This window comes from Gracilibacillus suaedae, from assembly GCF_017599345.1.
In the GTDB taxonomy this organism is placed as follows: domain Bacteria; phylum Bacillota; class Bacilli; order Bacillales; family Amphibacillaceae; genus Gracilibacillus; species Gracilibacillus suaedae.
Map to the genome: position 1 here is coordinate 292742 of NZ_JAGFVL010000062.1, position 13633 is coordinate 306374.

At 36.0% G+C, this 13633-nt stretch carries 12 protein-coding genes and 1 pseudogene; 8 read left to right on the forward strand and 5 right to left on the reverse strand.

Features of this window, described 5'->3' with window-relative positions; all coding sequences use genetic code 11:
• Positions 1-14: 14 nt before the first annotated feature.
• The 4 genes and pseudogenes from J5J03_RS19930 (at position 15) to J5J03_RS19945 (ending at position 3970) form a co-directional block, all read left to right on the forward strand.
• Positions 15-1799, forward strand: coding sequence for an L-fucose isomerase (locus J5J03_RS19930; RefSeq protein ID WP_208592122.1), 1785 nt, complete (start codon positions 15-17; stop codon positions 1797-1799).
• 405 nt (positions 1800-2204) lie between these two features.
• Positions 2205-2549: a cupin domain-containing protein gene (locus J5J03_RS19935; RefSeq protein WP_208592123.1), complete on the forward strand. Its 345-nt coding sequence runs from the start codon at positions 2205-2207 to the stop codon at positions 2547-2549.
• Positions 2550-2616: 67 nt separating this feature from the next.
• Positions 2617-3115 (forward strand): annotated as a pseudogene (locus J5J03_RS19940) (kinase).
• Between the two features lie 297 nt (positions 3116-3412).
• Positions 3413-3970 (forward strand): CBO0543 family protein, encoded by a 558-nt coding sequence (locus J5J03_RS19945; protein WP_208592124.1) that lies wholly within the window; start codon positions 3413-3415, stop codon positions 3968-3970.
• A gap of 30 nt (positions 3971-4000) precedes the next feature.
• Here J5J03_RS19945 and J5J03_RS19950 read toward each other — a convergent pair whose 3' ends face one another.
• The 5 genes from J5J03_RS19950 to J5J03_RS19970 all read right to left on the reverse strand — a co-directional run bounded on the left by J5J03_RS19950 (position 4001) and on the right by J5J03_RS19970 (position 9798).
• A complete protein-coding gene (locus tag J5J03_RS19950; RefSeq protein ID WP_208592125.1) occupies positions 4001-4672 on the reverse strand; it encodes an ABC transporter ATP-binding protein in 672 nt (223 codons plus the stop codon).
• Positions 4665-5786, reverse strand: coding sequence for an ABC transporter permease (locus tag J5J03_RS19955; RefSeq protein ID WP_208592126.1), 1122 nt, complete (start codon positions 5784-5786; stop codon positions 4665-4667). The genes J5J03_RS19950 and J5J03_RS19955 overlap by 8 nt, the downstream gene beginning before the upstream one ends.
• A complete protein-coding gene (locus J5J03_RS19960) occupies positions 5783-7009 on the reverse strand; it encodes an ABC transporter permease (protein ID WP_208592127.1) in 1227 nt (408 codons plus the stop codon). The genes J5J03_RS19955 and J5J03_RS19960 overlap by 4 nt, the downstream gene beginning before the upstream one ends.
• A 30-nt stretch (positions 7010-7039) precedes the next feature.
• Positions 7040-8608 carry a DUF6583 family protein gene (locus tag J5J03_RS19965; protein ID WP_208592128.1) on the reverse strand — a complete coding sequence of 523 codons (1569 nt, stop codon included), beginning with the start codon at positions 8606-8608 and terminating at the stop codon, positions 7040-7042.
• A gap of 458 nt (positions 8609-9066) precedes the next feature.
• Complete coding sequence (locus tag J5J03_RS19970; protein ID WP_208592129.1) at positions 9067-9798, reverse strand: NAD-dependent epimerase/dehydratase family protein; 732 nt, start codon at positions 9796-9798, stop codon at positions 9067-9069.
• A gap of 288 nt (positions 9799-10086) precedes the next feature.
• Here J5J03_RS19970 and J5J03_RS19975 point away from each other — a divergent pair, with 288 nt between their 5' ends.
• The 4 genes from J5J03_RS19975 (at position 10087) to J5J03_RS19990 (ending at position 13633) form a co-directional block, all read left to right on the forward strand.
• Positions 10087-10923, forward strand: coding sequence for a sugar phosphate isomerase/epimerase family protein (locus J5J03_RS19975; protein ID WP_208592130.1), 837 nt, complete (start codon positions 10087-10089; stop codon positions 10921-10923).
• A 9-nt stretch (positions 10924-10932) separates the two neighbouring features.
• On the forward strand, positions 10933-11709 hold the full coding sequence (locus J5J03_RS19980) for a sugar phosphate isomerase/epimerase family protein (RefSeq protein ID WP_208592131.1): 777 nt from the start codon (positions 10933-10935) through the stop codon (positions 11707-11709).
• A complete protein-coding gene (locus J5J03_RS19985; protein ID WP_208592132.1) occupies positions 11702-12607 on the forward strand; it encodes an AraC family transcriptional regulator in 906 nt (301 codons plus the stop codon). The genes J5J03_RS19980 and J5J03_RS19985 overlap by 8 nt, the downstream gene beginning before the upstream one ends.
• 78 nt (positions 12608-12685) lie before the next feature.
• Complete coding sequence (locus J5J03_RS19990; RefSeq protein ID WP_208592133.1) at positions 12686-13633, forward strand: carbohydrate ABC transporter permease; 948 nt, start codon at positions 12686-12688, stop codon at positions 13631-13633.

Genomic DNA, 13633 nt, shown 5'->3' on the forward strand with positions numbered 1-13633 from the left:
AAGGAGGAATATACATGACAAGACAAAGATTATTCGGAGATATGCCCAAGATAGGAATTCGTCCGACAATTGATGGTCGAAGAAAAGGTGTACGCGAGTCATTAGAAGAAAAAACAATGAACATGGCAAAGGCTGTGGCACAATTGTTATCTAAAAGCATGAACTATAATAATGGTGCGCCGGTAGAGACGGTTATTGCAGATACGTGTATTGGCGGTGTGGCAGAAGCAGCCCAAGCAAAAGCAAAATTTGATAAAGAAAATGTTGGCGTGACGATTACCGTTACACCTTGTTGGTGCTATGGATCTGAAACAATGGATATGGACCCGAGAAGGCCGAATGCAGTTTGGGGATTTAATGGCACAGAGCGTCCAGGCGCAGTTTATTTAGCGGCTGTTTTGGCGGCACATAATCAGAAAGGGATTCCTGCCTTCGGTATTTATGGAAGAGACGTTCAAGATATTGATGACAATACCATTCCAGAGGATGTTCAGGAAAAGATTCTTCGCTTTGCTAAGGCAGGTATTGCGGTAGCTATGCTCAAAGATAAATCCTACTTATCTATTGGATCTGTTTCTATGGGTATTGCAGGCAGTATGGTAGATGAGGACTTTTTCCAGGATTACTTGGGTATGCGTAATGAATATGTCGATATGAGCGAGCTTATCCGTCGTATCAATGAAGAAATTTATGATAAAACAGAATTTGAAAAAGCATATGCTTGGGTGAAGCAAAATTGTAAAATAGGCTCTGATACAAATGCGGAAGAAAATCAGCGGACAGCAGAACAAAAAGAAGAAGATTTAAAGAAGAATATTAAAATGACTATCATTACAAGAGACTTGATGGAAGGTAATTCGAAATTAGCAGAATTAGGATATGAAGAAGAAGCAATGGGGCGAAATGCGATTGCATCTGGTTTCCAAGGTCAACGTCAATGGACAGACCACTTTCCAAATGGTGATTTTATGGAGGCGATGCTCAATTCCTCCTTTGACTGGAATGGTATTCGCGCTCCGTATATAGTAGCGACAGAAAACGACACCTTAAATGCAGTTACCATGCTATTTGGACACTTATTAACTAATACTGCTCAAGTTTTTGCCGATGTAAGAACGTATTGGAGTCCTGATGCGGTGCAACGAGTGGCGAATCATCAACTGGAAGGAAGAGCAAGCAAAGGAATTATTCACTTGTTAAACTCAGGGTCTGCAGCCTTAGATGGTACGGGTGAGCAGGAAATCGATGGTAAACCTGCCATGAAATCATTCTGGGAGATTACAGACGAAGAAGTTAACAAATGCTTGCAAGCAACACAATGGCGACCAGCTAATACAGAGTATTTCAGAGGTGGAGGATTTTCGAGTAATTTTAAATCAAAAGGGGATATGCCAGTCACCATTGCACGTGTAAATCTTGTGAAGGGATTAGGTCCTGTATTACAAATTGCTGAGGGTTATACCGTTGATTTACCGGATAACGTTCATGAAATATTAAACAATCGTACAGACCCAACATGGCCAACAACTTGGTTTGTTCCGAATCTGACAGGAGAAGGCGCATTTCGCGATGTGTACACGGTGATGAATAACTGGGGTGCTAACCATTGTTCGATGAGTTACGGTCATATTGGAGCGGATTTAATTACACTTGCTGCCATGCTACGTATTCCAGTCAATATGCATAATGTTGAGGAAGAAAAAATATTTAGACCAAGTGCATGGAATATGTTTGGCACAAATGACATGGAAGGAGCGGATTATCGGGCGTGTCAAACATATGGGCCGTTATATAAGTAGGTAACTATAAAAAGGTGTAGGCTTGGAACAAAATTAAACGTTTCCTTAAAGATTATCGAATGAAGTTATGAAGTTACCCCCCCTTGGACATGTCCAAAGGGGGTAACTTCATATTCATGATAAAAGAGGGAGTAAAGATTTTGAAATAATATTTAAACTTAAGTGGCAATTTAGCGAAAGAGGTAAGTTATCACTGCTTTATTTGTAGTAGACTAAATACTATATAAGAAATAATTACTATAATTGTTAAAAACAGAACAATAATTTATTATCTTCTGGTATAATTTTAGGATGGAGATTTTATATTGTGATGTAGTTCACTTAAACTAACGGAGCAGAAGAGTTCAATAAGGGAATGGAACATAGGTATATTATTTTTTAAAAAGATAGTTAGGAGTTCAATCAATGAAAATAAGCAAAAGTAATGCAGAACATTATATTTGGGGCGATAATTGCGATGGCTGGTATTTAGTTAAAAATAACGATCTAAGTATTATTCATGAGCGTATGCCCCCAAATGCATATGAAGTAAGACATTATCATAATCACTCTCAGCAGTTTTTCTTTGTCTTATCAGGAACAGCTACGCTTGAGGTTGATGGAACTATAATAGAATTAAATTCACAAGAGGGCTTCGAAGTTCCGCCACTTGTTCCACATCAAATGTTTAATAAAACTAATCAAAACTTAGAATTTATTGTAACTTCTCAGCCAAATAGCAAGGGTGATAGAGTTTTAACAGCAGAATAATCTTCCACTAACGGGTAGCTTTAGTTGAACAATAAAAGCAAATGGTAGATTCGTGTAGGGGGATAATATGGAATCAAAGCTCATAATTATACGAGGAAACTCTAGATGTGGAAAAACAACGACTGCCAAAAATCTTCAAAATCATTTGGGGCGTGGAACGCTTTTGGTTTCTCAGGATACAGTTCGTCGTGAAATGCTGAAGGTTCACGATAGAGATGGGAACCTTTCCGTTGATTTGATTCGACAGATCTCTGAATATGGGAAAGATAAATGTGAATTTGTTATTGTAGAAAGAATCTTGTATAAACATCGTTATGGTGAAATGTTACATAACTTAATCGAGTTCTTTAACCAAAAGACATATACTTATTATTTTGATTTATCCTTTTAAAGAAACAGTCAAGCGTCACAATTCTAGTCCCAAAAAGAAGGAATTTGGAGAAGAATCTTTGTGTTCCTGGTGGAAGCCAAATGATTATCTGGGCGTGGACGGAGAAATGATACTGACTAATGATTTGTCACAAGACGATGTATTGAAACTGATTTTAAATCAACTGCACAAGTAATTATCCCCAATTAGTTTTAAAAATGGATAGGTAAATGGCAAAAAAGTAGATTGCTAGGGCGTTTCTTCCAATGAAGAAACGCCTTTTAATATGAAGTGAAAAGATGTTTTATGGAAAACGCACATCCGGAAAACCAAGAGGCTATAAGTATAAATTTATCAGAATTTCAAAAGCTATCATGACAAAAGAGGTTTATTAATGGCTCAAATGAAAGTATGTTAATAGCTTTTTCAGTAAATGGTATATAGTATGGATTCGGAGGAAAAATAAATTGCCATTGCTGATAGGAGGAAAACCATGAATTATCCATCTTTTGAAGAAATCTTAGATTTACAGTACAAATTAGCTGAATATAGAAAACAATATTGGATTGAACATGATTTATTTACGTGGCAATGGTGGCTATTACTTTTGATATTTATAGTTCCGTGGATAATCTGGTACAAGGTGATTCCAAAGGAAAAGAAAACCGAGTGTTTATCATATGGTCTTTTACTAGCTGTATTGGCCAGTCAGTTAGATGAATTAGGAATTAATTCAGGAGCATGGGCTTATTCATACCAGCTAACACAATTAAACAGAGGGTTGAATCCGTATAATTTTTCGTTTATTCCAGTAGCTTATATGATTGCTTATTACTATTTCCCAAAGTGGAAGCATTTTATCCTGGCTAACGTAGGTATTGCCATATTAGCTGCATTTGTAACAGAGCCTATTTTAACCCAAATGGGCATTTATAAAACATTTTATTGGAAATCGATTTACTCATTTCCTATTTATATTCTTCTCCCAATCATTTTTCGATTTCTCATGTATTATATGCTCGAAAAAAACAAAAGTAAAAACGCAACATAAATATACCATTCTTATAAAAAGAGGCAGGTTTTAAAAGGAAAGAACTTCTTTCTCTGCCTCTTGTAATAGGTTTTTATAAAAGGAATCTTCGCCAATCGTAATTACTCGATCACACAGTTCTTGTATTTCATCCATATCGTGTGATGTATAAATAATCGTTTTGTTATGATCAGTTGCCTGTTTTCGTAAATAAGTACCAATTTCTTTACGAGACTTTAAATCTATCCCTACTGTCGGTTCATCCAGCAACAATAAGGATGGATCATGAATTAAACTTATTGCTAAATTGAGCTTCCGTTTCATGCCACCTGACAAATTCTTCACAGGATCTTTCCAACGATCTAGATTCATATCCTGACAGATTTCCTTTAATTGAGCGTTAGATTTCTTTGTCCATGATAATTTTTCAAAGAAAATCATATTTTCTTCCACTGTAAGCTGTTCCCAAACAGCAATATCCTGTGGAACAAAGCCAATTTGTTTGCGTATCTTTGCTTTATCTTTTTGGTAATTCCATTGGCCTAAAAGGATTTCTCCCGAAGTCGGCTTCATCGTTGTTGCTAATATTTGCAGCAACGTAGATTTACCAGCTCCGTTTTCACCAACTAACCCTACTATTTCACCATGATTGATGTTGAAAGATAAATCGCCAAGTATGGTTTTTTTGTGAAAGCTTTTATTTAATCCTTCTACCTTAAGCATATTTTCTCTCCTCTCGTACATACCAAATCGCTATACCAACGACACAAAAGCCGAGCCAACCAATGGTCCATTCGCCAGTTAAGAAGCGGTATAATGGGTTGAAGAGATTGATCCAGCCTCCGATATTCCCGATACCTCCAAATGGTAATACTGCGCCACTGATCACAATCAGTACAAGTGTCCATATAATGGCGGCAACATAACTGAAATAGGCATTCCTTATCATGTTTACAAATAAAAAGGCAAACAAACAGACCATAATCCGAAATGATACGAGTGATAAGATATTGATCGTTTCCTGATAAAGTAAGTAAAAAATACCCACGGTTACCAAATCAATAATGAGTAGCACCATCATATAAACTAATACATTTACAAGCATGTATGTTGGGTATTTTATTTTCATAAACGGAAAGCGAACAGCGACACTTGCTTTTCTTTCTTTGATAACCCAATCGAAAATGAAGATCGTGATTAGCAGGCTTGCAAATGCCCAAACCATCCAAGGATTCCACTGGATACCTGAGCTATCTGTCAGGTCTGAATCACCATGATAACGAAAATGGTTATGTAATAAATCTTCGTCCTTTTGAATTTCTCTAGACTTTGCAATAATCTCCTCGATCGACCAATTTTGTTCACTGCTTAATTGTGTTTCTAAGTTAATAACGGTGTTGGCCGCTTTAATCCGTCCTGTTTCTTGTTGAATGATCGATACTATCATCTCTTTTACAGGATTATAGGCAAAAGAACGGTCTGAATAATAACTTTCTAATAGGTTTCTTCTGTTTCCTCTCTGTAGACTGTCCTCATAACCTTGTCGAATAATAAATACACTATCTAGTTCATGTTGCTCTAATTTCCGTATTGCTTCTCTTTCAGATAGTTGGAAAGCAGAAACAAGGGAGGAGTCGTTGATTTCTTCCAATAGCGTTAAGGCTGACTCTGACTCTTCCTCTAACACCATTCCGACTGGAACACTGAAATCATCTTGTACACCTTCGGCGGTGGAAAGAAATCCAATGGCGATCAGTATTGGAAGTAAGATCCAGCAACTAAGGCTCATCCATTGTTTTTTTAGTAATAGAAAGCGTGTGTGAATAATTTCTTTCACTTATGAACACGCTCCTTTCCGAATGAAAATATAGCCAGTAGTAATCCGCCAATAATCGCTGTCAAGATCAATGGTTGTAATTCCGCATAGAAACGACCATTTAAGATAATTTGTTCCATCCAATAAAAAGATTGATGAGAAAAACTAATGGAAAAATAATCTTCCAAGTAGATAGGAAAATATATTTTGGGAATAATGGCGCCGCTGAATAAGATGATTATTCCCGTGAATAATGTCTGCACCAAGACTGTTAATCTGGTAGACGAAATCAACCAATCTATGAGAATGATACATTGTAAAAAGATGATACCATGTAATAGTAGTAACAAACTAATTCTAATATAGTTCTCCCCTGTAATGTTTACTTCGTCAAAGAAATATGGAAGAAATGCGAAGGAGAGAACGGCCCAAACTGCCGTTACTAAAAGTGTTACAACACTACTTGCTATGGCTTGCTGGAGATCGGTAACACCATAGAGTTTCATCCGCTGTCTCATTCTTAAGCTGTTATCTTGGTGTAACATCTTATAAATAATAAATAACCAGATTGTTACTAGAGTGAACCAGCCTGCTAAACTAAAATAAAGAATTGGCGAAGCAGTTGCATTATTTGTTACTTGATCCTCTCTTACTACTTGGTCGCCCCCTAGTACATAAAAGAAATAATCGGTGAATTGTTCAAATAATAAGGTGTTTCTTTCTTCATTATCCATATTTAATTGCTTTGCATAATGATTAATCGTCAGAATGTTTGCCTGGGAACCTCGAATATGTCTGGTGACAGTCTCGACTAATTCATTAATAAGCTGGCTCTCAACTGGTTTTTGGGGATTACCAATAATCGAAAGTTGAGACCGTTCTCCATCCATTAGTTTTTGAAAGAAATGATCTGGAAATATAATATAGGAACTAAGTTGGTTGTTTTCAATAGCCTCGATAGCTTGTTCTTCCTCAACTTTCTCCATAGCAATATAATTACCGAGTTGCGAAGATTCCTCTAGTAATTCGACAATCATTTCTGTTTCTTCTGATTGGTCAAGATCGACAAGTCCGACTTCTATAGTATCTGTGCTTGTCACATCTAGCATGGAAATCAAAGTGAGTGCCAACAGTCCGATGAGTATAATCGGAGACAGCAAAAGAAGAGGAAGTGATAACCACTTCCTCCCAAGTTGGATCAGATTATTTTTTGTAAACAAGGCTATATGTTTAAGAGATTGCATGTATGCCACCTACTTTATTTACAAAATCAATTAGAAACCACCAGGTCCCATCATATTACCCATCCATAATTGAAACTGATTCGCTACATCCGTTTCAAAGTATTCGATAATTTCATCTCCGCTCATATCGCTTAAATTCTGTACTTGTTCAGGGCTAGGAATCTCTACCTGATCAATCGTTGAACCTTCTTCTGTAACGTAAATGGATAATGCATCTTGATTAAGAGTATATCCATCTTCTGCATAGAAGGTATGGTCTACGGTCATTTGGTCTTCTTCGTATTGAGCTTCACCTAGCCAATGAACAGTAAACATTTGCAAACCTTGCTCTTCAAAAGAAAGGCTGTGTTCAAAGTTTTTGCCACCTTCCCCTTGATCACTTTGATTTGATTCAATAGTAAAAGCTACGTCTGAAGCGGTAAGTGTAATCGTATCATTGGTTTCTCCGTCATTTTCAGCTAAATCCGCATGAATATTAACGGTTTCTTCAGAGGAACCATCACTTACTGTAAATACATAGTCAATGACTTGATCTCCGTCCGTTATCTCATTCGTTCCAGCTATGTTGAACGCTGCTGTTTCTCCCTCATATTCGACTGTTAAGGATAGCTCTCTTTTGACAATAATATCATCTTCAACCCAAATCGTAGAATTAAAACCATTCGAAAGTGTTAAGTCGTCTACATTTGTAGATGCTTCTTCCAAAGCTGTTACAAACTCTTCTTCAAAAGTAGCCATTTCATCTTCTGCTAATTCCATATCAGCAAAGCTCATATAAGAAGCTTGATCAACGATAATTTCTCTTAGTCTTTCATCTTCTGCCATTTTATCAAACACGTTTTTTAGAAGAGATTTGCTTTCTTCTTCAGATAAGCTAAAAGAAATTTTGTCGGCATTTACACTGTTGTCGCCTACCGTTACTTCTTCTTCTACTGCTTTAAATGCTTCTTCTGGAAGTTCATCATATAGATATTCTACATATTCTTCGTTAATGTAGTCGATCTCTTCTGTTGGAATTGGGTTTTCATTGAAAAGCGTATTGAAATCAAAGTTTTCTTCACCGGAAAAAGTAGCAGGATCGATTTCCTGTAAGATTCTTCCGAGATCATCACCATTTAATTGAAGGATATTATCCAAAAATGGCAAACCAACATATAAGTCATTGTTATCAATATATGCTTCAACTCCGCTTATTTCGACACCAGCCATTCCAGCAGAAATATTTGTCGATGACACTTTGTTTTCTTTATCCAAGGCTGCTTCAACCGTAATATTAGCATTGTTGATCATTTGGTCAAAGCCCATCCCAGCCATGCTTGGATCGTTCATCTGTCCTGTTATTTCATAAACAGATTCAATAGCATGTTCATCGCTATGTTCTTTCCATGCAAGTTCCTCTTGAAATCTTGATTCGAACGTTTCTTGTAATTGTTCCATTGTGTCCTTCTCTGCTAAGAAATAGTCTTCTTTAGCAGAAGTATTTAGAAAAGCCTGAACTGTTACAATTCCTGCTATCAGTATAATTGCAACACCCGCAACTATTGGTATCCATTTGCTTTTCTTCTGTTTAACTTCTTCTTGTTGTACTGCTTCCTGCATTAAATGTTCCTCCTCAATGAATGAATCTACAATTTTATATCCATAACTCAATGTATTGTTTTAAAAAATATTCATAGAGACCTAGAATGAAAGTGCTAGAGTCATAGTTAAAAATTGCATACAAATTATAAAATACCATGCCATTACATATTTATCCATACTTTCGACATTAATAGACATTAAAGAGTAATATAGTTTCAACTCTGAATACAACCGGAAAAGCATTGTTGGTTGTAAATGCCTAAATCCGCTGTTTGTTATAGGTATTTAGGATTAAATATCAAAGAACGACATTTAAATATAAAGGGGATAACCCTTATACTCATAAGCGGGTTATTTGGAACTATCGCTAACTGTCTGTTTTCCCCACTTCAAGCTTCAAGTACACAAAGAAGCTAAATGGAGAAAACAAACGCTAACACCTTGATCATAGTCTCACTTTATTCTTCTTCTATTATTTATGTCTTCTTTTTTGGCGAATATCCAAGCTCTTCTATAGCGTTGGATATATCCCAAGGTTTGTCAGGATTATTGGATACTCCGTAATAAGTACCAAATTTCACTTTTGCTTCAATGGCAGCCGAAAAAAGTTTGACAAGATCCTCTCTTGATAACAAGGTTCGTGTTAAACGATCATTTTGTTTTAAAGCATTTTTTTCATTATCGGATGGGACAGAGCCAATCCTAATATTAATAATAGATAAATCGGAATGCAGAGAAAAAACAAAACCAGCTTGTTCCGAAGCAATTTTCAATACACCATATAATCCCTTAGGGTATGGGTAATCATTCGTTGTGATCTCACGCTGTAGTTTAGAGTAGCCATTTTCCTCATAATAATCCGTAACATGATTACTACTAGCAAAAATGACCTTGGGTATCCGGAATTCTTTTGCAATTAACAGAATATAATAGGTTGCTTTAAAAAAAACGTCTGTCATTTGGTCAAACACTTCAACGGGTTCAATGGCATGAGCGGTATCTATTCGGAGCAAGTTAACGATAACATCTGTATCCTTGGGGATTGTAGAATGGAGCTCGTCAAAATGAGTAGCATCCACGTAGTGATTTGTTGCTGTATTATTCTGAATATGTTTGTCCAAAACTAGAATATCATAGCTATGCTGTAGCCCTTCAACAAGGATATCACCAACTGTACCTGATCCTCCAATAATGGTAATTTTCTTCAATCTAATCATGTCCTTTCCAATCTTACTTATCAGTAGTCTAGCTCTTTTTTTAGTGAAGATACATCTTCTTGATTAAAATTGTCGTTCATTTTCTTTTTTTAATACCACATGCTGTTGAAATGACTTGTGTTGCAAGGAAATATTCTCACTTGATCACGATATTAAAAAGCAATTTCAGACAAAAAGCAATCAATCATATTATAGAAGGATGAAAAGGTAAGTGTTATGATTAGTATACGAATTTAGTAAAGAAGCATGTTAATATTCATAAACTAAGGGTGATTAATCATGAAGTTATCTGTTTTTACAGTAATGGCACCGGATCTTGAACCAGAAGAGTTAATGGATGAGTTAAAACTACAAGGCTTTGATGGTGTTGAGTGGCGTTATAAAGAAATTCCGTCAGAATTAACGAAAGAACCTATTAGTTTTTGGGGGAATAACAAATGTACGCTCACTCCAGACATTTCAGAAGAAGCAATCAAACAGTTAAAAACAAAAGGTGAAGCAGCAAATATTGAAACCGTGAGTGTTACTCCTTATCTAACAGCAGGTGATTTAGAAGGGACAGAGCAAGTTCTTAAAGTTGCGAGAGCGTTTGGTGCAAGTTTTATTCGACTAGGAGTACCCAAATATAATCGTTCAGAGAATTTCCATACTTTGTTCAATAAATGTAAACGCTATCTAAAGGAGTGTGAAGTATTGTGTAGAAGCTATGGTGTGAAAGGGCTTGTGGAAACACATCATCACACAATTGCAGCAAGTGCAAGTGCTGCTTATCGACTAGTTGAAGATCTTGATCCAGAAGCAATTGGTGTGTTATATGATCCTGGCAATATGGTCCATGAAGGATATGAAAATCATCGTATGGGCATGGAATTACTAGGACCATATTTAGCGCATGTTCATGTGAAGAATGCCAAATGGGTGCAAGATTCATCAAGCAAAAAGTGGAAGGTTGTTTGGGAGCTTGTTGACAGAGGCATTGTAGATTGGGAGCAAGTGATAGACGATTTGAGAGCTGTTCATTATGAAGGGTATATTGGTTTAGAAGATTTTAGTGGAAAGAAGAATACAAAAGAAATATTAAAATACAATATGGGCTGGCTTAAAAGCAGGCTATAGGGGGAGATTATGAAAATAGGATGTTGCATGAGCATCGATCAGGTTGATAATGTGGGTCAAGCAGGTTTTGATTTTCTGGAATGTACGGTAGTCTCTCTTGTCCCAGACAAGGATGAAGATTATGAAGCAATTCGTAAAAAGTATCAAGCTAGTCACTTACCGATAGAAGTGTGCAATGTCTTTTTACCAGGTCACCTACAGATTACAGGAAACGATATAGATGAAGCTGCAATTGGGACATATCTAGCAAAAGCCATACCTCGGGTGAGAGAAATCGGTGCAGATACAATTGTTTTTGGCAGTGGTGAGGCCAGATCATATCCTGAACATTTCTTCAAAATAGAAGCAGAAAAACAGTTAATTCAGTTTTTGCTTATGGCAGCAGAATATGCAGAAAAACATGATATAACGATTGTGATTGAGCCATTAAATACAAAAGAAAGTAACATCATTAATAGTGTTCCAGAAGCATTGGAGTTAGCTAAAAAAGTAAATCATCGAACAATTCGGGTGTTAGCTGATTTTTATCATATGGAAGAAGAACATGAGCCATTACACCATCTTGTGGATGCTGGTCCATTTTTAGGTCATATTCATGTAGCTGACTCTTATCGGTTGGCACCTGGAACAGGAACCTATCCTTATGAAACATTTGTGAATTATTTGAAAGATGCGAATTATTGTCGGCGGGTATCGATTGAATGTGAATGGAGAAATTTTGAAGAAGAAGCAGTGGACAGTTATTCATTATTAAAAAATTATTTTAGGAGTGACAAGGATGAATAAATCAATTGAAAATTTATATTTCTACTACAGGAATATAGATGTAGATTTTCGTAAAAGTGATTTTTTTGTTCATTCACATGATTATTTTGAAATTTATATGTTTCATAAGGGAGACTGTAAATATTTGATTAATGATCATGTCATTCAGTTACATGAGAACGATATTATCGTGATGAATGGATCCGCATTACATGGCCCGACACCTTCAGAGGGCAAGCCATATGAAAGGACGGTCATTGAATTTTCTCCTGAATGGATGAGGTCAATTATTCATCAATTAAATGTTCCTGAAATATTAACTCCTTTCGATCAACTAGGTAATATATTATTGCGTGATATTGAGCCACAGAAATTTGAGGAAATTCAGTCATTGCTGCAAAAACTCTATTTAAAGCAATTAAATTTGAAAAATTCAGCGAAACAGTCAATAGAGAAGCGGATGCTAAAAGGTGAAACTACGACTTTATTGATTGAGTTGTTATTTATTATCTATGATTTAAGTAAATCTAAATTAACAAGCACACCAATAGGTAATACGAGCAAGATGAAGCATGTTACTAAAATTATTACTTGGATTGACTATCATTATCATCAAAATTTAACGTTAGATGAAATAGCGGAGCAATTGCATATAAGCAAATATTATATGGCGCGAATCTTTAAAGACGTTACTGGTGTGACAGTAATGCAGTACATGATGCAACGTAGGTTATTACGATCTAAGTACTTACTGGAAATGCATCCGGAAAAGTCGATTCTTGATATTGCATTAGAATCAGGGTTCGAAAGTGCTTCTCATTTTAGTAGAAAATTCCGTAAACATTATCAAATTACACCAACTGATTACCGAAATCGAGATGATAATGATCATCATACATTCATTAATCATTTCTTATAAGTGTAATTGTAATATGTTGAAACAGTCAGTTTTATTAAAATGTAAACGTTATCATATCAGTGAGAAGGAGGGGGATAAATGGTTAAAGGCAAGGTTAGCCTTAATGAGAATGGCATAGAGGATACGTTGAACATTAATGACGATCTAGAAACAATCAAAAGTAAAAGAAGAAAAGCAGCATTGACTTGGTATATGTTTTTGTTACCTAGTTTTATAGGTATTTTGTTATTTATGGTCTATCCGATTGTGGAGTCATTTCGTTTGAGTTTCTTTAGATCAAACGGAACGATTGAAACGTTTACCGGTTTAAGTAACTTTCAAATGGTCTTAACATCTAAGACTTTTTGGAATACGGTATGGAACACATTTTTTATTGGGTTCTTTCAAATTTTTTTAACAATTCCACTAGGGTTTATTTTTGCTTCCTTAATCAATTCTATTAAACATGGTCAAAATTTCTTCAAAGTAGTTTATTTTTTACCGAATGTAACATCTATCGTTGCAGCAGCTATGATTTTCCAATTTGTACTACATCCTGAAATGGGCGTTGTCAATTATGCACTAGATGCGATTGGCTTACCTACATCTACATGGTTTTCTGATCCATCTACTTCCAAATGGGGCGTCATTTTACTAGCAGTCTGGCATTGGATTGGTTTTGTCATCATTATTTGTCTAGCTAATTTACAAGCTATTTCCCCGGAAATGTATGAAGCAGCTAAAATTGATGGGGCTAGCGGACTTCAACAATGGTTATTTATTACAATACCCAACATGTCTGGCACGTTTGCCTTTTTACTAATTACTGGTTGGATCGGGAGCTTGCAACGATTTAACGAAGTGTATGTATTGGGTGGACCAAATGGTAGTCCAGCAAGGTCGATCCAAACAATGGGGGCTTTTATCTATGAAAGAGGTTTTACAGGATTTGAATTCGGAATAGCCTCGGCGGCAACGTACATTATGTTTATCATTATTTTAATATTTACTTTCATTAACCTGAAAGTTTCGAAGATGCAATTATAG

Excerpts from the sequence above, each read along its gene's own strand:
- J5J03_RS19935 (WP_208592123.1), top strand. The coding sequence starts at position 2,205 with ATGAAAATAAGCAAAAGTAATGCAGAACATTATATTTGGGGCGATAAT.
- J5J03_RS19950 (WP_208592125.1), bottom strand. The coding sequence starts at position 4,672 with ATGCTTAAGGTAGAAGGATTAAATAAAAGCTTTCACAAAAAAACCATA.
- J5J03_RS19945 (WP_208592124.1), top strand. The coding sequence starts at position 3,413 with ATGAATTATCCATCTTTTGAAGAAATCTTAGATTTACAGTACAAATTA.
- J5J03_RS19965 (WP_208592128.1), bottom strand. The coding sequence starts at position 8,608 with ATGCAGGAAGCAGTACAACAAGAAGAAGTTAAACAGAAGAAAAGCAAA.
- J5J03_RS19975 (WP_208592130.1), top strand. The coding sequence starts at position 10,087 with ATGAAGTTATCTGTTTTTACAGTAATGGCACCGGATCTTGAACCAGAA.
- J5J03_RS19960 (WP_208592127.1), bottom strand. The coding sequence starts at position 7,009 with ATGCAATCTCTTAAACATATAGCCTTGTTTACAAAAAATAATCTGATC.
- J5J03_RS19930 (WP_208592122.1), top strand. The coding sequence starts at position 15 with ATGACAAGACAAAGATTATTCGGAGATATGCCCAAGATAGGAATTCGT.
- J5J03_RS19985 (WP_208592132.1), top strand. The coding sequence starts at position 11,702 with ATGAATAAATCAATTGAAAATTTATATTTCTACTACAGGAATATAGAT.
- J5J03_RS19980 (WP_208592131.1), top strand. The coding sequence starts at position 10,933 with ATGAAAATAGGATGTTGCATGAGCATCGATCAGGTTGATAATGTGGGT.
- J5J03_RS19990 (WP_208592133.1), top strand. The coding sequence starts at position 12,686 with ATGGTTAAAGGCAAGGTTAGCCTTAATGAGAATGGCATAGAGGATACG.